17 protein-coding genes are annotated in these 23,378 nt (G+C 71.1%); 15 read left to right on the top strand and 2 right to left on the bottom strand.

What is annotated here, in order from left to right:
* Nucleotides 1-11 precede the first annotated feature (11 nt).
* Complete coding sequence (gene xylB / locus ACFV9D_RS36265) at nucleotides 12-1,499, bottom strand: xylulokinase (protein WP_385156384.1); 1,488 nt, start codon at nucleotides 1,497-1,499, stop codon at nucleotides 12-14.
* A gap of 142 nt (nucleotides 1,500-1,641) precedes the next feature.
* Here xylB and xylA point away from each other — a divergent pair, with 142 nt between their 5' ends.
* From xylA to ACFV9D_RS36200, 13 genes are all read left to right on the top strand, one after another.
* Nucleotides 1,642-2,811, top strand: coding sequence for a xylose isomerase (xylA, locus tag ACFV9D_RS36260; RefSeq protein WP_385156381.1), 1,170 nt, complete (start codon nucleotides 1,642-1,644; stop codon nucleotides 2,809-2,811).
* A gap of 235 nt (nucleotides 2,812-3,046) precedes the next feature.
* The gene (locus tag ACFV9D_RS36255; RefSeq protein ID WP_385156377.1) at nucleotides 3,047-3,688 is read left to right on the top strand and encodes a GntR family transcriptional regulator; all 642 of its coding nucleotides are present in this window, start codon (nucleotides 3,047-3,049) and stop codon (nucleotides 3,686-3,688) included.
* A 4-nt stretch (nucleotides 3,689-3,692) separates the two neighbouring features.
* The gene (locus ACFV9D_RS36250) at nucleotides 3,693-4,601 is read left to right on the top strand and encodes a dihydrodipicolinate synthase family protein (protein ID WP_385156375.1); all 909 of its coding nucleotides are present in this window, start codon (nucleotides 3,693-3,695) and stop codon (nucleotides 4,599-4,601) included.
* On the top strand, nucleotides 4,598-6,340 hold the full coding sequence (araD, locus tag ACFV9D_RS36245) for an L-arabinonate dehydratase (RefSeq protein ID WP_385156372.1): 1,743 nt from the start codon (nucleotides 4,598-4,600) through the stop codon (nucleotides 6,338-6,340). The genes ACFV9D_RS36250 and araD overlap by 4 nt, the downstream gene beginning before the upstream one ends.
* A gap of 91 nt (nucleotides 6,341-6,431) precedes the next feature.
* On the top strand, nucleotides 6,432-7,391 hold the full coding sequence (locus tag ACFV9D_RS36240; RefSeq protein WP_385156370.1) for a carbohydrate ABC transporter permease: 960 nt from the start codon (nucleotides 6,432-6,434) through the stop codon (nucleotides 7,389-7,391).
* Complete coding sequence (locus ACFV9D_RS36235; RefSeq protein ID WP_385156367.1) at nucleotides 7,388-8,314, top strand: carbohydrate ABC transporter permease; 927 nt, start codon at nucleotides 7,388-7,390, stop codon at nucleotides 8,312-8,314. The genes ACFV9D_RS36240 and ACFV9D_RS36235 overlap by 4 nt, the downstream gene beginning before the upstream one ends.
* Nucleotides 8,311-9,486 carry a Gfo/Idh/MocA family protein gene (locus tag ACFV9D_RS36230; protein WP_385156364.1) on the top strand — a complete coding sequence of 392 codons (1,176 nt, stop codon included), beginning with the start codon at nucleotides 8,311-8,313 and terminating at the stop codon, nucleotides 9,484-9,486. Before ACFV9D_RS36235 ends, ACFV9D_RS36230 begins: the two co-directional genes overlap by 4 nt.
* Entirely contained in the window at nucleotides 9,483-10,322 is an 840-nt protein-coding gene (locus ACFV9D_RS36225; protein WP_385156361.1) for a PmoA family protein, read from the top strand. Before ACFV9D_RS36230 ends, ACFV9D_RS36225 begins: the two co-directional genes overlap by 4 nt.
* A complete protein-coding gene (locus tag ACFV9D_RS36220; protein ID WP_385156358.1) occupies nucleotides 10,319-11,911 on the top strand; it encodes a family 43 glycosylhydrolase in 1,593 nt (530 codons plus the stop codon). The genes ACFV9D_RS36225 and ACFV9D_RS36220 overlap by 4 nt, the downstream gene beginning before the upstream one ends.
* Nucleotides 11,908-13,248: an ABC transporter substrate-binding protein gene (locus tag ACFV9D_RS36215; protein WP_385156356.1), complete on the top strand. Its 1,341-nt coding sequence runs from the start codon at nucleotides 11,908-11,910 to the stop codon at nucleotides 13,246-13,248. The genes ACFV9D_RS36220 and ACFV9D_RS36215 overlap by 4 nt, the downstream gene beginning before the upstream one ends.
* Nucleotides 13,245-14,078, top strand: coding sequence for a rhamnogalacturonan acetylesterase (locus ACFV9D_RS36210; RefSeq protein ID WP_385156353.1), 834 nt, complete (start codon nucleotides 13,245-13,247; stop codon nucleotides 14,076-14,078). Before ACFV9D_RS36215 ends, ACFV9D_RS36210 begins: the two co-directional genes overlap by 4 nt.
* Complete coding sequence (locus tag ACFV9D_RS36205) at nucleotides 14,075-15,367, top strand: polysaccharide lyase family 1 protein (RefSeq protein WP_385156350.1); 1,293 nt, start codon at nucleotides 14,075-14,077, stop codon at nucleotides 15,365-15,367. Before ACFV9D_RS36210 ends, ACFV9D_RS36205 begins: the two co-directional genes overlap by 4 nt.
* Before the next feature lie 181 nt (nucleotides 15,368-15,548).
* Nucleotides 15,549-16,673, top strand: a complete 1,125-nt coding sequence (locus ACFV9D_RS36200; RefSeq protein WP_385156347.1) for a pectinesterase family protein — start codon at nucleotides 15,549-15,551, stop codon at nucleotides 16,671-16,673.
* A 114-nt stretch (nucleotides 16,674-16,787) separates the two neighbouring features.
* Here ACFV9D_RS36200 and ACFV9D_RS36195 read toward each other — a convergent pair whose 3' ends face one another.
* Entirely contained in the window at nucleotides 16,788-19,688 is a 2,901-nt protein-coding gene (locus ACFV9D_RS36195; protein ID WP_385156344.1) for a glycoside hydrolase family 48 protein, read from the bottom strand.
* Between the two features lie 262 nt (nucleotides 19,689-19,950).
* On the opposite strand from ACFV9D_RS36195, the gene ACFV9D_RS36190 reads away from it, so the two are divergent.
* Nucleotides 19,951-21,486, top strand: coding sequence for a cellulase family glycosylhydrolase (locus ACFV9D_RS36190; protein ID WP_385156341.1), 1,536 nt, complete (start codon nucleotides 19,951-19,953; stop codon nucleotides 21,484-21,486).
* Nucleotides 21,487-21,501: 15 nt separating this feature from the next.
* A complete protein-coding gene (locus tag ACFV9D_RS36185) occupies nucleotides 21,502-23,253 on the top strand; it encodes a glycoside hydrolase family 6 protein (protein WP_385156338.1) in 1,752 nt (583 codons plus the stop codon).
* The last annotated feature ends 125 nt before the right edge of the window (nucleotides 23,254-23,378 follow it).

Here is a 23,378-nt window from a genome sequence, read left to right as displayed (position 1 = left end):
AGGGATGCGGGTCAGGTGAGGAGGCTGGGGGCGGCGCGGTCCAGGACACCGGAGATCCGCTCCCAGGTCTCCTCGTCCCGTGCGACGGGCGGCAGCGTCTCGCCGTGGCCCGTACCCCAGGAGGTGGCGAGCGCGACCGGGTCCTCGCCGGTCGCGGCGGACGCGGCGAGCGCGGCGGCGCCGAGGGCGACGAGTTCGGTCGCGGGCGGGACGACGAGGGGGCGGCCGGAGAGGCGGCGGATCGTGTCCGTCCAGGCGCGGCCCTGCGCGCCTCCGCCGATGAGGCGCAGCGGACGCTCCCGTACCCGGGGATCGGCGGGGTCGAGTCCGCAGGCGGTGAGGAGTTCGTCGAGGGCGCGCAGGACGGTGAAGGCGGCGCCCTCGTAGGCTGCGCCGAGGATCGCGCGCGGGGTGGTGGTGTGGCGCAGGCCCGTCAGGAGCCCGGTGGCGTGGGGCAGGTCGGGGGTGCGTTCGCCGTCGAGGTACGGAAGGACGACCACACCGTCCCCGGGGTCGACGGCCTCGCGGTCGAGCCCGAGGAGTTCGGCGAACCGGTCCACGGCGAGGGTGCAGTTGAGGGTGCAGCCGAGCGGGAGGTACGTACCGTCCGCGGCGGCGAAGCCGGCGAGGCCCGGGGCGGCCGGGCGGGTCCGGGTGGCGGCGAAGACGGTGCCCGACGTGCCGAGGCTGACGACCGGGTGGTCGAGGAGTCCCGCGCCGCCGAGTCCGAGTCCGACGGCGGCCGCCATGTTGTCCCCGGTGCCGGCGGCGACGGCGACCGTGCCGGGGAGGCCGAGGAAACGGCCGGCGGCGGGGGTGAGCGTGCCGACGGGGGTCGCGCCGCCCGGGGCCACGGTGGGCAGCGCTGCCGGATCGAGGCCGAGGAGGTCGAGGAGGTCGGTGTCGTAGGCGGACTTCGCCGTGCTGTACCAGCAGGTGCCCGAGGCGTCCCCGGGGTCGGTGACGGCGACACCGGCCAGGCGTTCGGTGAGGAAGTCGTGGGGCAGCCGCACCCCCGCCACAGAGGCCGCGACGGAGGGCTCGTGGGCGCGCAGCCACTGCCACTTGGCGGCGGTCATGGAGGCGACGGGCACGGATCCGGTCCGCGCGAGCCAGGGGCCGGGACCGCCGAGCGCGGTGGTGAGTTCGGCGGCCTGAGGGGCGGAGCGGGTGTCGTTCCAGAGCAGGGCGGGGCGCAGCGGGCGGCCCGCGGGGTCGAGGACGACGAGTCCGTGCTGCTGGCCGGCGACCGCGATGCCGATCACGGACGTCGGGGGCACGCCCGCCTCGGCGAGGGCCGCGGCGATGGCGTCTCGCAGTGCGGACCACCAGTGCTCGGGGTCGCTCTCCCGGGCGCCGTCCGTCCCCGTGACGGTGTGGTGGGCGCGCCCGACGGCGAGCAGTGCGCCGGTGGCCGGGTCCACGACGGCCGCCTTGGTGGACTGCGTGGAGCTGTCCACACCGATCACGACCGGGGCCGCGGTCCTCGTCGCCGCCATGGGCCTCACCTTTCCTCGGGCTGTGTGGCCACTCTGGCGCGGAGGTGCGCCGTGGCGTATTAGTTATCTCAGAAAACAAATAGCGCGGCCAGGCCTCGCCGGGCTTCACTTTTCCCGCGGAACGACAGAAGAGGGACCGACCATGTCGCACGGCTTCTCCCCCACCCCCGACGACCGTTTCACCTTCGGCCTGTGGACCGTCGGCTGGCAGGGCCGCGATCCCTTCGGCGAGGCGACCCGCCCCGCGCTCGACCCGGTCGAGTCGGTGGAGCGCCTCGCCGGGCTCGGGGCGTACGGCGTCACCTTCCACGACGACGACCTCATCCCGTTCGGCGCGCCGGACGCCGAGCGCGAGGCGCTCGTCAAGCGCTTCCGGGCCGCGCTCGAGCGCACCGGCCTGAAGGTGCCGATGGCCACGACGAACCTCTTCACTCACCCCGTCTTCAAGGACGGCGGCTTCACCGCCAACGACCGTGACGTGCGCCGCTTCGCGCTGCGCAAGACGATCCGGAACATCGACCTGGCCGTGGAGCTCGGCGCCACGACCTATGTGGCCTGGGGTGGCAGGGAGGGCGCCGAGTCGGGCGCGGCCAAGGACGTCCGCGTGGCCCTCGACCGGATGAAGGAGGCCTTCGACCTGCTCGGCCAGTACGTCACCGAGCAGGGCTACGACCTGCGCTTCGCCATCGAGCCCAAGCCGAACGAGCCCCGCGGCGACATCCTCCTGCCGACCATCGGGCACGCCCTGGCGTTCATCGAGCGCCTTGAGCGGCCCGAACTGGTGGGCGTGAACCCGGAGACGGGCCACGAGCAGATGGCCGGACTCAACTTCCCGCACGGCATCGCCCAGGCGCTCTGGGCCGGCAAGCTCTTCCACATCGACCTCAACGGCCAGTCCGGCATCAAGTACGACCAGGACTTCCGCTTCGGCGCCGGCGACCTCCGCCAGGCGTTCTGGCTGGTGGACCTGCTCGAGACGGCCGGATACGAGGGGCCGCGGCACTTCGACTTCAAGCCCGTGCGCACCGACGGCTTCGACGGAGTGTGGGAATCCGCGAAGAACTGCATGCGCAACTACCTCATCCTCAAGGAGCGGGCCGCCGCCTTCCGCGCGGACCCCGAGGTCCGGGAAGCCCTCGAAGCCTCCCGTCTCCCCGAACTGGCCACCCCCACCGCCGCCGACGGTCTCGCCGGCCTGCTCGCGGACACCACCGCCTTCGAGGACTTCGACGTGACGGCGGCGGCCGAGCGGTCCATGGCCTTCGAGCGCCTCGACCAGCTCGCGCTCGAGCACCTGCTGGCGGTCCGCTGACCGCGCCACCCACCTGCCTCCCACCCGCGACGGGCGCCCGGTCCACGGACCTGGCGCCCGTCGCCGTTGCGCCGTGCTCCCCGTCACCGTACTCCCCTGCCCGGAGAAGGTAGCAAGCGCTTTCCAAGAATCCTGCGCGAAGCATTGACGAAACATCAACGCCCCCTTAGCTTCATCGGCGTTGCACTTCGTACGTCATATATGAGACGCGATACATGAGATCTGAGAGTGCGTCATGACCTTCGCCCCCAGTCCCATCCCGTCCCGCACCCAGTACGTCCTGGAGGCGATCAAACACGACATCCTGACCGGCGGCCTGAGCCCCGGCCAGGCCCTGGTCGAGACCGAACTCGCCGCCCGTTTCGGGGTGTCGAAGACCCCGGTGCGCGAGGCCTTGAAAACGCTCGCCGGCAGCGGTCTCGTGGTGATGAGCCAGTACAAGGGCGCGACGGTGCGGATGGTGGACGCCGACATGGCCCGCTCGGTCTACGACGTACGGCTGCTCCTGGAGCCGGAGGCCGTGCGCCGCACCGTCGCCGCCGGCTCGCCGCTCGACGAGGCGCGGGACGCGCTCAGCCGGGCCGCGAGCGCCGAGGACCCGGCCCAACGCTCCCTGGCCAACCGGGACTTCCACCGCGCCCTCTATCTGCCCTGCGGAAATCCGCTGCTCGGCCGGATGCTGGACGAGGTCCGCGACCAGGCCGCCCTGGTGTCCACGGTGGCATGGGCCGCGACGCCCTCCTGGGAGCGCGAGGCGGCCGAACACGAGGAGATCCTGCGGCTCGCGGTGGCCGGCGACTCCGCCGGCGCCGGTCTCGCCGTGTACGACCACATCGCCTCGTTCGTCGAGCGCGCCTTCCCCGAAGACGGTGAGTGACCGCGTGACCAGGAATTTCGAGACCGAGAAGGCCGCGCTCGCCGATGTGGTGGCGATCCCGGTGACGCCGTTCGCCGAGGACGGCTCCCTGGACACCCTCACCCATCGCGCGCTGCTGCGCCGGCTGCTCGACGGCGGCGTCCGAACCCTCACGCCGAACGGCAACACCGGCGAGTTCTACGCCCTGACGCCCGAGGAGCGTCGCCTGGTCACCGAGGTGACCGTCGAGGAGGCCGGCGGCCGCGCCGCCGTCCTGGTCGGCGTCGGCCACGACGTACCGACCGCCGTGGCGGCCGCCCGGCACGCCCGGGAGGCCGGAGCCGGAATGCTGATGGTCCATCAGCCCGTGCATCCCTACGTCTCCGAGGGCGGCTGGGTGGACTACCACCGGGCGATCGCCGACGCCGTTCCGGAGCTCGGCATCGTGCCGTACATCCGTAACGCGTCGCTCGCCGGTGTGCGGCTCGCGGAGCTCGGTGCGGCCTGCGCGAACGTCATCGGCGTGAAGTACGCCGTCCCGGACGCCTCGCGCTTCGCCGGCTTCGCCCGCGACGCCGGCCTCGACCGGTTCGTCTGGGTGGCCGGGCTCGCCGAGCCGTACGCCCCCTCGTACTTCGCGAGCGGCGCCACCGGATTCACCTCTGGTCTGGTCAACGTCGCACCCACGGTGTCCCTGGAGATGCTCACCGCCCTGCGGGCCGGCGACTATCCCGCGGCGATGAAGGTGTGGGAGCAGATCCGCCGCTTCGAGGAGCTGCGGGCCGCCAACGGCAGCGCCGACAACGTCACCGTCGTCAAGGAGGCGCTGGCCGCGCTCGGACTGTGCCGTCGCGCCATCCGCCCGCCGAGCCGCGAACTGCCCGAGGAGAACCGCGCCGAGGTCGCCGCGATAGCCGCCGGGTGGCAGGCATGAGCGCGGACGAGCCCCAGGGCGGGCGAAGCCCCGAGGAGCTGCGCAGTCACCGCTGGTACGGGACGGACGGCCTACGTTCGTTCAGCCACCGGGCCCGCACACGGCAGCTCGGCTATCTGCCCGAGGAACACCTGGGCAAGCCGGTCGTCGCGATCCTCAACACCTGGTCCGACATCAACCCCTGCCACGTCCATCTGCGCGAGCGCGCGCAGGCGGTGAAGCGGGGCGTGTGGCAGGCCGGCGGCTTCCCGCTGGAGTTCCCGGTCTCCACGCTCTCGGAGACCTTCCAGAAGCCGACGCCGATGCTCTACCGCAACCTCCTGGCGATGGAGACGGAGGAGCTGCTGCGTTCTTATCCCGTCGATGGGGCGGTACTGATGGGCGGCTGCGACAAGTCGACCCCGGCCCTGCTGATGGGCGCGGCCACGGTGGACCTGCCGACGGTCTTCGTGCCCGCGGGTCCGATGCTGCCGGGGCACTGGCGGGGGGAGACCCTCGGCTCCGGCACGGACATGTGGAAGTACTGGGACGACCGGCGGGCCGGTCTGATCGGGGACTGCGAGATGGCCGAGCTGGAGAACGGGCTCGCCCGCTCCCCCGGCCACTGCATGACGATGGGCACGGCCTCCACCCTCACCGCCGCGGCGGAGACCCTGGGGGTGACGATGCCGGGCGCCTCGTCCGTCCCGGCCGTGGACTCCGGCCACGACCGGATGGCGGCCGCGTCGGGGATGCGGATCGTCGAGCTGGTGCGACAGGACCTGCGGCTCTCGCGGATCCTCACCCGGGAGGCGTACGAGGACGCGGTCGCCGCCGTCCTGGCGCTCGGCGGGTCGACGAACGCGGTGATCCATCTGATCGCCATGGCCGGGCGGTCCGGGGTGAAGCTGACCCTGGACGACTTCGACCGCATCGCGCGGACGGTGCCGGTGCTGGCCGACCTGCGCCCCGGCGGGCGGTACCTGATGGAGGACTTCCACTTCGCCGGTGGCATGCCGGGCTTCCTCTCACGGCTCACGGATCTGCTCCATCTCGACCGGCCGACGGTCGCCCACCCGACGCTGCGGGAGCAGCTCGACGGCGCCCTGGTGCACAACGACGAGGTCATCAGGGAGCGTTCGCGCCCGCTGGCGAACGAGGGCGGGGTCGCGGTGCTGCGCGGCAACCTGTGCCCGGACGGCGCGGTGATCAAGCACATCGCCGCCGAGCCGCACCTGCTCAAGCACACGGGTCCCGCCGTGGTCTTCGACGACTACCGCACGATGCAGCGGACGATCGACGATCCGGAGCTCGGGATCACCCGCGACCACGTCCTGGTCCTGCGCAACTCCGGGCCCAAGGGCGGCCCGGGGATGCCGGAGTACGGCATGCTGCCGATCCCCCGTCACCTGCTGGAGCAGGGGGTGCGGGACATGGTCCGGATCTCCGACGCCCGGATGAGCGGGACGAGTTACGGCGCCTGTGTGCTGCACGTGGCACCGGAGTCGTACGTCGGCGGCCCGCTCGCCCTCGTCCGCACCGGCGACCTCATCACCCTGGACGTCGAGGCACGCACGCTCCATCTGGACATCGACGAGGAGGAGTGGGAGCGCCGGCGGGCCGAGTGGACTGCCCCTCCGAAGCGTTACGAGCGCGGCTACGGCGCGCTGTACTCCGAGCAGATCTCCCAGGCCGACACCGGGTGCGACTTCGAGTTCCTGGCCAGGCCGGGAACAACCCCGGATCCGTACGCGGGCTGACGCCCGAGGCAGATCCACCCCAGTTCCACCTGTTCGACATTTCGAACACCGTCTGCGAAGCGCTTCGCGCGCCGAGAACGGAGCCGCCGTCATGGCCACAGCCGTGACCCCACCGCCCAAGGCACCCGCGACACCCGAGACGTCCCAGGCACCCGCTCGTCGTCGCCGCACGGGAGTGGCACCACGCCGTCTGCCGTATCTGCTGATCGCCCCCGCCGCGCTGCTGATGCTGGGCTTCATCGCCTACCCCGTGCTCAGCGTCTTCTACTACAGCCTCCAGCACTACAACCCGACGAAGCCGTGGCGGAACGGCTTCGCCGGCTTCGACAACTTCACTCGGATCTTCACCGACGACCCGCACTTCTGGGGAACGCTGACCTTCAGTCTGAAGTGGGTCGCCGTCGAGGTGACGCTGCAGCTCCTCTTCGGGCTCGCGCTCGCCCTGATCGTGAACCAGACCTTCGTCGGCCGGGCGCTCGGCCGGGCGCTGGTCTTCTCCCCCTGGGCCGTGTCCGGGGTGCTCACCTCGGCGATCTGGGTTCTGCTCTACAACTCGCAGACGGGCATCACCCGCTACCTCGCGGACATGGGCCTCGGCGAGTACGGCACGTCCTGGCTGTCCGACACGTCCACGGTCTTCTCCGCGGTCGTCGTCGCCGATCTGTGGCGCGGGGTGCCGTTCTTCGCGATCCTCATCCTCGCCGACCTCCAGTCCGTACCGAAGGACCTGTACGAAGCGGCTGAGGTCGACGGGGCCGGGCGCATACGGCAGTTCGTCCACATCACGCTGCCGCACCTGAAGGACGCGATCATCCTCTCCACCCTGCTGCGCGCGGTGTGGGAGTTCAACAACGTGGACCTGCTCTACACCCTGACGGGCGGCGGCCCCGCGGGCGAGACGACGACGCTGCCGCTCTACATCGCCAACACCAGCGTCGACGCGCACAACTTCGGCTACGCCTCCGCCCTGACGACGGTGGCGTTCGTGATCCTTCTCTTCTGCTCGATGGTCTATCTGCGCCTGAGCAAGTTCGGAGGCGAGAGCAAGTGATAGCCCAGGACGACACGTCCACGGCACCGGCGGCGCCGGCCACCGAGGCCGACACGGACGCCGCACCCCCGACCCGTACCCCTCCGACCCGGACCCGCAAGCGGCGGCACGCCTGGGACGAGGCCCCGCGCTGGCAGATCTACCTGCCGCTCGGCATCTACCTGCTCTTCACCCTGATCCCCTTCTACTGGATCCTCCTCTTCGCGGTCCGCCCGGCGGGCTCCACCTCGCTCCTCCCCTGGCCGATGACGACCGCGCACTTCGAGAAGGTGTGGACCGAGCGCAGCTTCGCCACCTTCTTCCAGAACAGCCTGCTCATCGGCCTGGCGACGCTGGTGACGACCACGGTGGTCGCACTCGCCGGCGGCTACGCGCTGGCCCGGTTCGACTTCCGGATCAAGAAGGGCTTCATGCTGGCCCTGCTCTGCTCCCAGTTCGTGCCCGGCGCCCTGCTGCTCGTCCCGCTGTTCCAGATCTTCGCCAACCTGAGCATGATCAACTCGCTGGGCAGCGTCATCATCGCGGAGACCGTCTTCCAGCTGCCGCTCTCGATGATCCTGATCAGCGGCTTCATCAGGAACGTGCCGTACTCCTTGGAGGAGGCGGCCTGGGTCGACGGCTGCAGCCGGTTCAGCGCCTTCCGCATCGTGGTGCTGCCGCTGCTGCGCCCGGGTCTCGTGGCGGTCGGCTCGTTCGCCTTCGTCCACTCCTGGAACCACTTCCTGTTCGCGCTGATGTTCCTCAGCAGCCAGGAGAAGCAGACCATCCCGGTCGGCCTCAACACGCTGATGGGCGCGGACAGCGTGGACCTCGGCGCGCTCGCGGCGGGCGGGGTGATCGCCGCTCTGCCCGTGGTGATCGTGTTCGCCTTCATCCAGAAGTGGCTGGTCACCGGCTTCAGCGCGGGGGCGGTGAAGGGATGACCACCGTGACCACCGCCCACGAACCCTTCCCGGTCGTCCTGGCGGGCGCCCGCGGCCACGGCCGCTCCCACCTGGTCAACATCCGCCGGCTCGAACGCCTCGGACGGGTGAGGCTCGCCGGCATCTGCGAGCTGCGACCGCTGGACGCCGAGGAACTGGACGGTTTCGGGACGCCCGAGCAGTCCGACGACTTCGGCGCGCTGCTCGCTTCGACCGGCGCCCGGATCGCGATCGTCTGCACCCCGATCCAGACCCACACCGACCTCGCCCTGACCGCCGCCCGCCACGGGGCGCACCTTCTGCTCGAGAAGCCTCCGGCGCCGTCGTACGCCGAGTTCCGGCGGATGGCCGATGGGGTCGCCGCGGCCGGGGTGGCCTGCCAGATCGGCTTCCAGTCGCTCGGCTCGCATGCCGTTCCCGCGATCCGGCGGCTGATCGGGGAGGGCGCGATCGGCGAACTCCTCGGCGTCGGCGGAGCGGGGGCCTGGGTCCGCGACGAGGCGTACTTCCGGCGCGCTCCCTGGGCCGGGCGGCGGCGGATCGGCAGCGTCGACGTGGTCGACGGCGCCCTGACCAATCCGCTGGCGCACGCCGTGGCGACCGCGCTCGCCCTGGACGGCAGCGGCCGCGCCGAGGACGTCGAGTTCATCGAGACGGAGCTGCTGCGGGCCAACGCGATCGAATCCGACGACACCTCGTGCGTGCGGATTCTGACCACCCACGGAACTCAGGTCAGCGTGGCCGCGACGCTCTGCGCCGAGACGTCCACGGAGCCGTACGTGGTCGTGCACGGGACCCGGGGCCGGATCACCTTCTGGTACAAGCAGGACCGCGTGCTGCTCCAGCGCGCCGGGCACGGCCCGGAGGAGTCGGTGCACGGGCTGACCGACCTTCTGGAGAACCTGGTCGACCATCTCACGGACGGCACCGAGCTGCTCGTACCGCCCGAGGCGACCGGCGCGTTCATGCGGGTGGTCGAGGCGGTCCGGCTCGCTCCCGACCCGGTGGAACTCCCGGCGGACGCCTGGCGCTCCGAGCCCGACGAGAGCGCACCGCGCCGGGTGGTGCACGGCATCAACGGCCTGGTGGCCGCGAGCGCCGACACCCTCAGCCTCTACTCCGAACTCGACGCCCCCTGGGCGCCGCTGTCCGCGAAGGCGGTATCCCGATGAACGCCCCGACGGTGCTGCGCTGCGCCGGCCGCGCGGTCGCCCGCTACGTCCTGCGGCCGGAGCTCGCCGCCGACCACTCCCCGCGCCCCTATCTGCATCCCGTCTCCACCCTCGGCGGCGTCACGGTCACCGAGCAACTGCCCGAGGACCATCCGCACCACCTGGGCGCCGGGGTCGCCGTCCCCGACGTCGCCGGGTTCAACTTCTGGGGCGGGCGTACCTTCGTCCGCGACCGGGGCCCGACCGAGCTCGACAACCACGGGGTCCAGCGGCACGAGGGGTTCAAGCTCCGCGACCCGGACGGCTTCGTGGCGGAGCTGAGCTGGGCCGCCGGGGATCGCGTCCTGCTCCGTGAGCACCGGACGGTCTCCGCCACCCCGCTCGACGACACCGCCTGGGCGCTGGACCTCACCTTCTCGCTGGCCAACACCTCGGGCGAGGAGCTGTCCGTCGGCAGCCCGGCCACCAACGGCCGGCCCGGCGCCGCCTACGGCGGGTTCTTCTGGCGGGCACCGCTGGAGGCCACCGCCCCGGACGTCTTCGGCGCGGACGCGGAGGGCGAGCGGGCCGTGCACGGCGCGCGCGCCGACTGGGTCGCGCTCAGCGGCCGGAACTGGACCCTGGTCTTCGCCGGGGCCACCGAGGAGACCCGGCGCGACCCGTGGTTCGTGCGCGCCACCGAGTATCCGGGCGTCGGCTCCTCCCTCGCCGTCGACGAACGGCTGGTCATCGCGGCGGGCGGGACGCTCGTACGCCGGGTGGTCACCGTTGTCGCCGACGGCCGGCTCGACCGGGACGCGGCCGCCGCGCTCGTCCGCAAGGCGGTGGCCAGGTGAGCGGGGCCGTACGGACCGGGGACCTGGGGAACGGGACGTACCGCAACCCCGTCCTGGCCGCGGACTGGTCCGACCCGGACGTCGTCCGGGTCGGCGAGGACTTCTACCTCACCGCGTCCAGCTTCGGCCGGGCACCCGGCCTGCCGATCCTGCACTCCCGTGACCTGGTCAACTGGACGCTGGTCGGCCACGCCCTCCAGCGGCTGCTTCCGGAGACGTCCTTCGCCACGCCGCAGCACGACCGAGGGGTGTGGGCGCCCTCGCTGCGCCACCACGACGGCCGGTTCTGGATCTTCTGGGGCGACCCGGACCACGGGATCTGGCAGACCAACTCCCCCTCCGTACGCGGAGAATGGAGCACTCCGCATCTGGTGAAGGCCGGCCGGGGCCTGATCGACGCCTGTCCGCTGTGGGACGACAGGACGGGCGAGGCGTACCTCGTCCATGGCTGGGCCAAGTCCCGCTCGGGCGTCAACAACCGTCTCACCGGGCACCGGATGAGCCCCGACGGCACCGAACTCCTCGACGAGGGCAGGACGATCGTCGACGGCGATCTCCTCCCGGGCTGGTTCACCCTCGAAGGCCCCAAGCTGTACCGGCACGACGGCTGGTTCTGGATCTTCGCCCCCGCCGGGGGCGTGGCCATCGGCTGGCAGGGCGCCTTCCGCTCCCGGGCGTTCTTCGGCCCGTACGAGGAGCGGGTCGTCCTGGAACAGGGCGGTACGGACGTCAACGGTCCGCACCAGGGCGGCTGGGTCCGCACCGGGCAGGGCGAGGACTGGTTCCTGCACTTCCAGGAGCGCGGGGCGTACGGCCGGGTCGTCCATCTCCAGCCACTGAGCTGGGACGACGGCGGCTGGCCGGTGCTCGGCGACGAGGGCGTCCCGGTCCTCGTCCACCCCAAACCATCGCTACCGCCGCAGCCACCGTCCGCTCCCGCCACCGACGACGACTTCCCCGGCGGCCGGTTCGGGAGGCAGTGGCAGTGGACGGCCAACCCGCGCGACGGCTGGACGACCCAGCACTCCGCCGACGGGCTGCGGCTGGGCTGCGGCCGTACGGAGGAGCCCGACGACATCCGCCGACTGCCGCACGTCCTCACCCAGCGGCTGCCCGCAGAGCCGTGTGTCGTCGAGGTCGAACTGCGCCTCGACAGTCAGGAGCCGGGCGCCCGCGCCGGGATCGCGGTGCTCGGCGACGCGTACAGCTGGATCGGGCTGCGGCGGGAGACGGACGGCACGTGCCGGCTGGTGCACCGCTTCGCGCCGGTCTCGGCCGACCGGGAGAGGGACGCGGCCTTCGGCCGGCCCGCACCCGAGGGCCGGGCTCGGCTGAGGATCGAGATCGGCGCGGGGGCCCGCTGCCGGTTCTCGTACGACACCGGTGAGGGCTTCGCCCGCTCCGGTCAGGTCTTCGCCGCCACCCCCTGGCGCTGGGTCGGCGCGCTGATCGGCCTGTTCGCCGCCGCTCCGACGGGCACGGGCCCCGCCGGAACAGCCGACTTCACCACGTTCCGCATCACCCCGAGCGACATCCCCCCGAGTGACCCGAAAGACCTGAGAGACCCGAGAGAAGAGAGCCGACGATGACCATCTTCCGCAGCGGGCGGCGCAGAGCCGCCAGTGCCCTCGCCCTGACCACCGTCCTCGCGCTGACCGTCACCGCCTGCGGCGACGACGGCAGCGGCGCCGCAGGTGACAAGGGCACCGAAGGGTCGGGCAAAGGAGAGATCACCTTCTGGGACAACAACGGCGGTGTCCGCACGGACGTCTGGAAGGAGATCATCAAGGACTTCGAGACGGCGAACCCCGACATCAAGGTGACGTACGTCGGGGTCGCCTCGACCGAGGTGCAGTCCAAGTACGACACCGCCATCCAGGGCGGCGGCCTGCCGGACGTCGGCGGCGTCGGGGCCGCCATGCTCGCCGGTATCGCCGCGCAGAACGCCCTGGAGCCGCTCGACGCCCGGATCGAGTCGAGCGCGCTGAAGGGCAAGCTGAACGCGGGCATGGTCGACAGCGTGAAGTCGGCGGGTGGCCGGGGCAAGCTGTTCACCGTTCCCACCTCCGCGAGCAACGGCGTCCTCTACTACCGCACCGACCTGTTCAAGGCGGCCGGTCTGGAAGAGCCCACCACCTGGTCGAAGTTCTACGCGGCGGCGGACAAGCTGACGGCCAAGGACAAGAACAAGTTCGGCTACACGATTCGCGGCGGCGCCGGTTCCATCGCACAGGCACTGGACGCGATGTACGGCCAGAGCGGCATCACCAGCTTCTGGAACGGCGACAAGACCACGGTCAACGACCCGAAGAACGTGGCGGCCCTGGAGAAGTACGTCGGTCTCTTCAAGAAGAACACGCCCGCGGCCGACGTCAACAACGACTTCACCAAGATGGTCGCCCAGTGGGACAGCGGCGAGATCGGCATGCTCAACCACAACCTGGGCTCCTACAAGGACCATGTGAAGGCGCTGGGCACCGAGAAGTTCCGCGGCATCCCCAACCCGACCACGGACGACGGCACCCGGGTGCAGGTGTCCAACCCGGTCGACGGTCTCGGACTGTTCTCCTCCAGCAAGAACAAGGCAGCGGCCTGGAAGTTCATCGAGTTCGCCGCCTCGCACCAGTCCAACAGCAAGTGGAACGAGTCGGCCGGCGCCATCCCGGCCAACACCGAGGCGGCGAAGGACGCCTGGCTCCAGCAGGCCGAGCCGACGAAGCTCGCCGCCGAGGTGCTCTTCAGCGGCAAGGCCACCATCGTGCAGCTGCCCTACTACCTGCCCGACTGGAACACCATCTCCAAGGCCGACAACGAGCCCGCGTTCCAGAAGGTGCTGCTCGGCAAGTCCACCGCCAAGGAGTTCCTGGACAGCCTGGCCGAGCAGCTCGACACGGCGCAGGCCGAGTGGAAGTCGCAGAACAAGTGACGCCCGCTCCCACCCGCCGTCAGGTGGTCGCGGCCGGGGCGGGTCTCGCACTCGCCCTGGGCGCGGCACCCGCCGCGGCGGCCGCACCCCGCTTCCCCCGAGGACACCACCGCATGCGCACGCTCTACATCGCCGGCGACTCCACCGCCGCCCAGAAGTACGCCGACGCCGCGCCCGAGACCGGGTGGGGCATGGCGCTCCCCTTCTTCCTCCACAAGGACATCACGGCCGCCAACCACGCGATCAACGGCCGCAGCACGAAGAGCTTCCTCGACGAGGGCCGGCTGGACGCGATCCTGGCGGCGATCCTCCCCGGCGACCTGCTGGTGATCCAGTTCGGCCACAACGACCAGAAGGTCAGCGACCCGACCCGCTACACCGAACCCTGGGGCAGCTACCAGGACAATCTGCGCCGGTACGTCGCCGGGGCACGGGAGCGCGGGGCGCTGCCCGTCCTCGCCACCTCCGTCGAGCGGCGCAAGTTCGACGCGGACGGGATGGCTCTGCGGACCCTCGGGGAGTACCCGGCCGCCATGAGGGCGGTGGCCCAGGAGGAAGGGGTCGACCTGCTCGATGTCCAGGAGCTGTCCCTGGCGCTGTGGCAGAAGCTCGGCCCGGAGACGACCAAGACGTACTTCAACTGGACGCCTGCCGAGCAGGACAACACCCACTTCAACCCGCCGGGCGCGATCGCCGTGGGCCGGCTGGTCGCGGCCGAGCTGCTGCACACGGGGGTGCTCGCCCCGCGCGACACCCGCCGTCTCGACGAGGAGATCCCCGCCGAGTGGATCACCTGGCCCGATGCCGACCCCGAGGAGAACCGACCATGACCAGACGCAGGAACGTGTGCCTGACGGGAGCGACCGCGCTCGCCCTGGGCCTCACGGGCGGCCTGATGGGGCCGGCCACCGCCCAGGCCGCTTCCGACCCCGCCCGCCGGACGCTGCCCGCGGGGGACGGCTGGGGCTCGGCGGGCACGGGGACGAGCGGCGGAGCGTCGGCGGTCGCCTCCCGGGTCTTCACCGTCACCACCTGGGAGGAGTTCCGGGCCGCTCTCGCCGTCCCTGGCACCGAGCCCAGGATCGTCAAGGTCGTCGGCACGCTGAACGCGACCGCCGCGGGCTGCTCGGCGTTCGAGGCACCCGGCTACGACTTCGACCGGTACCTCGCCGACTACGACCCGGCGGTGTGGGGTTACGAGAACGAGGTCAGCGGCCCTCAGGAGGACCTGCGGGCGACCTCCGCGAAGGCGCAGGGCAAGGCGATCAAGGCGTACGTCCCCACCAACACCACGATCGTCGGCGTCGGCAGGGACGCCGGAATCGTCGGCGGGAGCGTGCAGATCCAGGGGGTCGACAACGTCGTGATCCGCAATCTGAGCGTCGAGAGCCCGCTCGACTGCTTCCCGCAGTGGGACCCCACCGACGGCGTCACCGGGGCGTGGAACTCCGAGTACGACAGCATGGTCGTGTACGGCTCCACGCACGTCTGGATCGACCACAACACCTTCACCGACGGGGCCCACCCGGACAGTTCGCTCCCGAGGTACTACGGCGAGGTGTACCAGCAGCACGACGGCGAGTTGGACATCGTGCGCGGCGCCGACCTGGTCACGGCGTCCTGGAACGTCTTCGCCGACCACGACAAGACGCTGATGATCGGCAACAGCGACAGCGCGGGCGACACCGACCGCGGCAAGCTGCGGGTCACCCTGCACCACAACCTCTTCAAGAACGTGATCGAGCGGGCGCCGCGGGTCCGCTTCGGGCAGGTCGACGCGTACAACAACCACTTCGTGGTGCCGGCCACGGGATACGCGTACAGCCTCGGCATCGGCCAGGAGTCCCAGCTCGTCGCCGAGAAGAACGCGTTCACCGTGCCCGCGGGCGTCGGTGCGGGCCGGATCCTCAAGAAGTGGAAGGACGCCCCGGTGACGACCGCGGGCAATCTCGTCAACGGCAGGTCCGTCGACCTCCTCGCCGTCCACAACGCGGAGTTCCCCGACGAGGTCCTGCGTGACGGCGCCGGCTGGACGCCCACGCTGCGCGGTCGCGTCGACGTCCCCCAGGCCGTTCCGGGACTGGTCGACCACTGCGCGGGCGCAGGCAAGCTCCGCTGACGCGGGCCGGGGCGGCCCCACCGCGGCCACCCGTCCGGCCGCGCCGCCCCGGCCTGTTGCCTCCCCGCGTCCCCGCATCCGCGTCCCGCCTCCCCGCGTCCCCGCGTCCCCCGGCATCCCGCATCTCCCTCTGCCGCTCCCCTGGCTCTCTCTTTCCTCCCACCCGCGAAGGAGTCTTGTCATGTCTCCGCTCAGTCGTCGTGCCCTGCTCACGGCGGGCGCCGGCGCGGCGCTCTCGCTCGGCCTGGCGGCCGCCCCGGCGGCGGCCGGGTCCCGTGGCCCGTTCTGCCCGTTCGGCCGTTTCGGTTCGCCCTCCGCGCGGCTCACCCCGCGCACGCTGTACGTCCACCCCGGCGGCCTCGGGGACCACACGAGCGTCCAGGAGGCGGTGACCGCCACGGGCGGCCCCGGCTGGACGCTCGTCGTCGCCCCCGGCACGTACCGCGAAACCGTCTCCGTCGGGGCGACCCGGACCGGCATGACCTGGATCGGGGCGAGTGAGAACCCCCGTGACGTGGTCGTCGTGTACGACAACGCGGCCGGCACGACCCGCCCCGACGGCACCACCTACGGCACGAGCGGCTCGGCGACGACCACCGTCCAGGCGGACGGCTTCACCGCGCGGTGGATCACCTTCGCCAACGACTTCCTGCGCACCGACCTCCCCGGGAACCCCGGCACCCAGGCGGTCGCGCTCAAGGTGCAGGGCGACCGGTCCGCCTTCTTCCACTGCCGGTTCCTCGGCCACCAGGACACGCTCTACGCCGACTCCATGGCCCTGGCCGCCGTCGCCCGCCAGTACTTCGCGCACTGCTCCGTGGAGGGCGACGTCGACTTCGTCTTCGGCCGGGCCCGCGCGGTCTTCGAGCACTGCGACTTCCGTACGCTGTCGCGCGCCGACCTCGCGTCCGCTCCGTACGGCTTCGTCTTCGCCCCGTCCACGGCCCGCGCCAACCCGTACGGCTTCCTGGCGGCGCGCTGCCGGGTGACGAGCGAGGCGCCGGACGGCTTCTACAAGCTGGCCCGTCCGTGGGTGCCCAGTTCGGACACCACCGCCCGGCCGTCCCTCGTCGTCCGCGACAGCGTGCTCGGTCCGGGGATCGACGCCGTGGCCCCGTACGCGAACATGCGGGACGCCTACCCCTGGCAGGCCCAGCGCTTCGCCGAGTACCGCAACACCGGCCCCGGGGCCGCGATCGACGTGCCCGAGAACCGTCCGCAACTCACCGCCGCGGAAGCCGCGTCGATCACTCGCGAGAGCTACCTCGGGGACTGGCGGCCCGGAAGCCGGACGGCTTCCCACTGAGTTCCGCCGGCGCCGACCACGTGGATGAACCCGACGGATGTGGGGCCGGGCCCACCCGGGGAAGCGGGTGGGCCCGGCCCTGTCGTACGCGGAGCTGCCTCCCGCGGGGCGCTGCTATTCGAGCAGCTCCGCGTACGCGCCCATGGCCAGGGCGATGTCCGCCTGGGCCCAGAAGCGGTGGTACGTGAAGACGGGCGCGGCGCCGCCCGCGAGATAGGCCTCGATCTTCGGCCAGGCCGGGTCGTCCTGGTAGAAGGAGCGGAGCGAGGAGAAGGTGGAGTTGGCGTTCACCGCGTCGCCGTTGGGCATGGTGCCGGTCCAGCCGCTCGGTACGTACACGGGGTCGTCGAAGCGGTTGTAGTCGGCGCGGGTCTCCGGGACGGCGACGCCCAGCGGGTCCTGGTGGTGGGTCCACATGCCGTCGAGGAGGGCTTTGGCGATCCGTCCGGCCTCCGCGTGCCCGGACTTGGCGGCGTAGTAGGTGAGCGTCTTGGCGTAGGCGGCGGCCACACCGACGTCGTCGGTGTAGTCGGTGACGGTGACGTGCAGTCCGGCGTTGGCGCCGGGGTTCGCGGCGTTCCAGGTGTCCGGTGCTCCGGACCACTGGAGGGTGGAGGGGATGCGGTAGGTGCCGTCGGGGTTGATCGTGGTCTTCGACAGCGCCCAGCCGACCCACTTGTCGAGCACGGTCTTCGCGGCGGAATCGCCGGTCTGGCGGTAGTACTCGGCGACGCGCTCCATGGACCAGGCCTGGAACCCGAACCATTGGTTGGACGCCGGGTCGTGGTAGACCGGCTTCTCGTCGTAGAAGAGGCCGTGGAAGGTGGGCGTTCCGGCCGGGGGCTGGGCGTAGCGCCCCTGCCAGCTGTTGGTGGCGCCGCCGGCGATGGCTCCCTCGTCGGACTGGAGCCAGCGGTAGAACTCCAGCTGCCGGTCGAGGCTGGTCGCCCAGTCCGCAGCTCCGGTCGCCGACTTGGGCTTGAGCGGGGCGTACTCGCTGAGCGCGTAGGCGGCGATCGGGTTCTGGTAGCCGCCGTGGGCGTGGCTGGAACCGATCCGCCAGGACCAGCCGGCGGCGGTGTCGGTGGCGCCGCCCCAGGCGTAGTACCAGGACATCAGGTAGTGGGCGCTGTCCTTGCCGGTGCCGGCGGGGCAGGCCGTCGGTCCGACGCAGTTCCCGGACTTCTTGAAGTACTTGTCGAACATGGCGTACCGCAGGTAGTCGCCCATCTTGGCCGCCTTGGCGACGGTCGCGGTGACCTGGGCTCCCTTGCCCTGCTCCTTGGCCCAGATGTCGGCCCAGTAGGCGGCCTGGACGGCGCGGGCGTCGGCGTCGGGGGCGTTGGTGAACTTCCACTGCTTGGCGTAGGAGGCGTCCCCGGTGAAGAGGTCGAGGTAACCGTTCCTGCCGCCGAAGGAGAAGTTGTCGCAGGTGGGGTGGGGGACGGTCTCCCAGACGGACTCCTGTGGGCCGCGCTGGAAGGTGTTGATGTACGAGGGTCCGGTCGCCGTCGGTCCGGCGGAGCACTTTCCGGGCTCGTTGCCGTAGCCGTAGACGTTGTCCACGTCCTGGAGCCAGTGCATCCCGTAGATGTCGTCGGTGCCGTACGCGCTCTTCAGCTCGGCGGCGATCGGGTCGGCGCCGGCCGTGACACCGGAGTCGAGCCGGGCCGGGTACTGCGAGGGCAGGTCGTGCTCGGGTGCGTAAGTGGCGGGCTTGGAGGCGTTGTAGCTGCCGGTCGTGGGCTGGTCGGCATGGGTGGGGATCATGAACTTCTCCATGGTGTCCCACGCGCCGTTGAACTTGGTCCAGTCACCGGTGATCTTGCCGTACATCGCCTGGAGCCAGATTAGATAGCTGTACGCCTCCGAGGTCGTCTCGTGCCCGTGGTCGGGGGCCTCGACGATCAGCGTCTCGACGGAGTGGTAGGGGACGCCCTCGGGCGAGAAGTAGCCGTTGGCCGGGTTCGTGATCTTCCCGTGGAGGTCGAGGAAGCGGGCGTCGTAGGTGGAGTCGGCGGCCAGTTGGGTGACGGTGACCTCGGCCTTGGTGTGGCCGGGGGCGGTCGCGGCGAAGACGGCCGAGCCGGTGCCGGTGGCCGCGGCGGCGACGGTCACCTTCTGGGCGGTGTTCCAGTTCGCCGGGGTGAAGGTGAGGGAGCCTCCTCCGGAGACCGTGAGGCCGCTGTTGCCCGAGGTGCGCGCGGTGGTCACGGTGACGTTCGCGGATGGCTGGGTCGAGAGCCTCAGGTCGAAGGTGGCGGCGGCGCCCTGGCGTACGGCGAGCTGGGCCGGGGTGGCGACGAGGGCCGGACCCGCGGCGACGGTGATCCCGACCGGGGCCGACTCCGCGGTGGCGCCGAGGCTGTCGTACGCCTTGGCGTAGAGGGAGTGGGTGCCGGCGGCCAGGCCGGTGGCCCCGAGGGAGAACGGGGCCGTGGTGTCGGTGCCGAGCAGGGTGGTGTCGCTGTAGAACTCGACCTTGCTGATGGTCGCCTGATCCGCGGCGGCCGCGGTGGCGGCCAGCGGGACCGGGTCTCCCTGGGTGAAGACGGCTCCGGGGGCGGGGCTGGTGAGCACGGCGACCGGTGGCTGGTGGGCGCCGGTGCAGGAGGTGCCGTTGACGGCGAAGGCGGTCGGGGCGGTGTTGGCGCCGCTGTACGTGAACTGGGCGCCGGTCGTGACGGCCGCTCCGGCCGCGACGGTCCTGTTCCAGTCGGCGGCGGCGACCGTGACGGTCTTCCCGGACTGGGACCAGGTGCCGTTCCAGCCGTTGGTCAGCTTCTGGTCGCCGCTGTAGGCGTAGGTCAGGGTCCAGCCGTCGAGCGGGGTGGTGGCGCGGTTGGTGAGGGTCAGCTCGGCGGTGAAGCCGGAGCCCCAGTCATTGGTCCGGTAGTCGACGCTGCACTGCACCGCCGCGGCGTGGGCCGTGGTGCCGACGGCGGTCAGACCGAGGGGCAGTGACAGGGCCGCGACCAGCGCGGTCAGCAGTCGACGCGATCGTCCTGGTGGCATATGGGTGGTCCCCTCGCGGCTCGGGAGGTGGGGGTGTGCAAGGGCATGGGCACAAGCTCTGAACCAGTGGGAGCGCTCCCACAATGCAGAAGCGACGGAAGGGCGTCAAGGTGCTCGAAGAGTCGAAGACATTCGACGGCCGACTTCGTCAACTCCTCTTTTCCTTGGCGTCAGTTGGCGCTACGGTCTGGGCCGACCAGTGGGAGCGATTCCGTCAGTCGGCGCGTCGTCAGGTACGCGCCCTCGCTGCAAGGAGTCGCTCATGCGACATCCCCCACGTCTGTCGGCGCTGTTCGCGGGAGCGGCGCTCACGATGGCGAGCACCGCACTCGCCGTCGTCGGTACGGCCTCAGGAGCAGTGGCCGCACCTCCGTGCACGGTGAAGTACGAGGTCGTCGGCCAGTGGGCGGACGGCTTCCAGGGCTCCGTCACCGTGACCAACAACAGCGCCGCGCTGAGCGGTTGGAGCCTCGGCTTCGCCTTCCCTGCCGGCCAGAAGGTCGGCCAGGGCTGGGGCGGGAAGTGGTCCCAGTCCGGGGTGGCCGTCACGGTCGTCAACGAGACCTGGAACGGTGCGCTCGGCACGGGCGCGAGCGTGACCGCCGGCTTCCTCGCGTCCTGGTCGGGTACGAACAGCGCGCCGACGGCCTTCACGCTCAACGGCACCGTGTGCAACGTCGATCCGGGCCCGGAGCCGACGACACCCACCCCGACACCGACCCCCACCCCGACACCCACGCCGACGCCGACGCCGACCGATCCGACCGACCCTCCCGATCCCGTCTCCGGCGCGCCCGAGCTGTCCGTCGCCGGAAACCGGCTCACCGACCAGAACGGCGCCACCCGTCGCCTGCTCGGCGTCAACCGCTCCGGCGGTGAGTTCATGTGCGTGCAGGGCCACGGGATCTTCGACGGCCCCGTCGACGACGCCTCGGTCCGCGCGATCGCGGACTGGCAGGCCGACACCGTCCGTATCCCCCTCAACGAGGAGTGCTGGCTGGGCCTCGACAACATCAAACCGGAGTACCGGGGCACGGCGTACGTCACCGCGGTCAAGGACCTGGTCTCCCGCGTCCTCGCGCACGGCATGACCCCGATCGTCGAACTGCACTGGACGTACGGGCAGTACACCGGCAACTCGGCGGGCTGCTCCGACGTCCATGCCTCCTGCCAGAAGCCGATACCGAACGCGCGGTACACCCCGGCGTTCTGGACCTCGGTCGCCGACACCTTCAAGACCGACCGCCGTGTCGTCTTCGACCTGTTCAACGAGCCGTATCCGGACCGGGCGACCTCCACCGCCGCGCAGGCCTGGACGTGCTGGCGCGACGGCGGCACCTGCCCGGGCATCGGCTACGAGGTCGCCGGCATGCAGGACCTGGTGGACGCGGTCCGTGCGACGGGCGCCCGGAACCTCGTCCTCGTCCCGGGTCTCGCGTACTCCAACGACCTGAGCCAGTGGCTCGCGCACCGCCCCACCGACCCGGCGGGCAATCTGGCCGCCGCCTGGCACGTCTACAACTTCAACACCTGCTCGAACGAGGCGTGCTGGGACAGCACCCTCGCGCCGGTCGCCGCCCAGGTGCCCCTCGTCGCGGGCGAGATCGGCGAGAACACCTGCGGACACGCCTTCATCGACCGCGTCATGAAGTGGTTCGACGACCGCGGGCTCTCCTACCTCGGCTGGACCTGGAACACCTGGAACTGCTCATCGGGCCCGGCCCTGATCACCTCGTACGACGGCACACCCACCGCATTCGGCATCGGGCTGCGCGACCATCTGCGCGCCCTGAACTGAAAGGCACCTCACGACATGAGCCGCACAACGAGCCGCACCGCCCTTCTGGCGGCCATCGGACTGATCACGGCGTCCGGCGCCACGGCCACCGTCATGACCAGCACGGCCGGAGCCGCCGCAGCCGGCTGCCGGGTCGACTACCAGGTCACCAACCAGTGGAACAACGGCTTCGGGGCCAACGTCACCGTCACCAACACCGGTGACCCGCTGAGCTCCTGGACGCTGGAGTGGTCCTACGCGGGCGGCCAGCAGGTCACCCAGGGCTGGAACGCCACGATCACCCAGTCCGGCGCCGCCGTGACCGCGAGGAACGTCTCGTACAACGGGAGTCTGACCACGGGAGGTTCGACCTCCTTCGGCTTCAACGGCTCCCACACGGGGACGAACCCCGTCCCCGCGACCTTCACGCTCAACGGAGTGGTCTGCAACGGCACCACCCAGCCGCCGACGACACCGCCCACGACCCCGCCCACCACTCCCCCGACGACACCCCCGACCACTCCGCCGCCGGCGGGCACCAAGGCCGACAACCCGTACGCCGGCGCCCGGGTGTATGTGAACCCCGAGTGGTCGGCGAAGGCGGCGGCCGAGCCCGGCGGCACCAAGGTCTCGAACCAGCCCACCGGCGTCTGGCTGGACCGCACGGCCGCCATCGCGGGCGTGAGCGGCGGCATGGGCCTGCGCGACCACCTCGACGAGGCCCTGGTCCAGAAGGGCAGCGGCGAACTCGTCGTGCAGTTGGTCATCTACAACCTGCCGGGCCGCGACTGCGCCGCGCTCGCCTCCAACGGCGAACTCGGGCCGACGGAGATCGACAGGTACAAGACGCAGTACATCGACCCGATCGCCGCGATCCTCGCCGACCCGAAGTACGCGGGCCTGCGGATCGTCACGACCGTCGAGATCGACTCGCTGCCCAACCTGGTCACCAACGTGTCCGGACGCCCGACGGCCACCGCCAACTGCGATGTCATGAAGGCCAACGGCAACTACATCAAGGGCGTCGGTTACGCCCTGAACAAGCTGGGCGGCATCGCCAACGTCTACAACTACGTGGACGCGGGACACCACGGCTGGCTCGGCTGGGACGACAACTTCGGCGCGTCCGCGGAGCTGTTCAAGCAGGCCGCGACCGCCGAGGGCTCCACGGTCGCCAACGTGCACGGCTTCATCGTCAACACGGCCAACTACAGCGCGCTGAAGGAAGATCACTTCAAGATCGAGGACTCCGTCAACGGAGTATCCGTACGCCAGTCGAAGTGGGTGGACTGGAACCGGTACACGGACGAGCTCTCGTACGCCCAGGCGATGCGCACCAAGCTCGTCTCCCTCGGCTTCGACAGCAAGCTCGGCATGCTGATCGACACCTCACGCAACGGCTGGGGCGGAACCGCCCGGCCCACCGGACCGGGGGCCCTGACGGACGTCAACACGTACGTCAACGGCGGGCGTTACGACCGGCGCATCCACCTCGGCAACTGGTGCAACCAGTCGGGTGCGGGCCTCGGCGAACGGCCGCAGGCGGCCCCGGCTGCGGGCATCGACGCGTACGTGTGGATGAAGCCGCCGGGCGAGTCGGACGGCGCGAGCAAGGAGATCCCGAACGACGAGGGCAAGGGCTTCGACCGGATGTGCGACCCGACGTACACGGGCAACGCCCGTAACGGCAACAGCATGTCGGGCTCGCTCCCGGACGCACCGCTCTCCGGGAAGTGGTTCTCGGCCCAGTTCCAGGAGCTGCTGAAGAACGCGCACCCGGCGCTGTGACACCCCGCGCCGGCCGGGACCCCCGGTACCGGCGGCGCGGGGCGGGGGGGGATAAAGGACAAGGAGCTCGGGTGCGGGGGCAAGGGCCAGCAAGGGGGCGGGGCCCGCCCCCCCCACCCCCGATG

This window comes from Streptomyces sp. NPDC059875 (assembly GCF_042731085.1).
Taxonomy (GTDB): Bacteria; Actinomycetota; Actinomycetes; order Streptomycetales; family Streptomycetaceae; genus Streptomyces.
The sequence above is the reverse complement of the archived record's forward strand: the minus strand, read 5'-3'. Positions and strand labels throughout refer to the sequence as shown.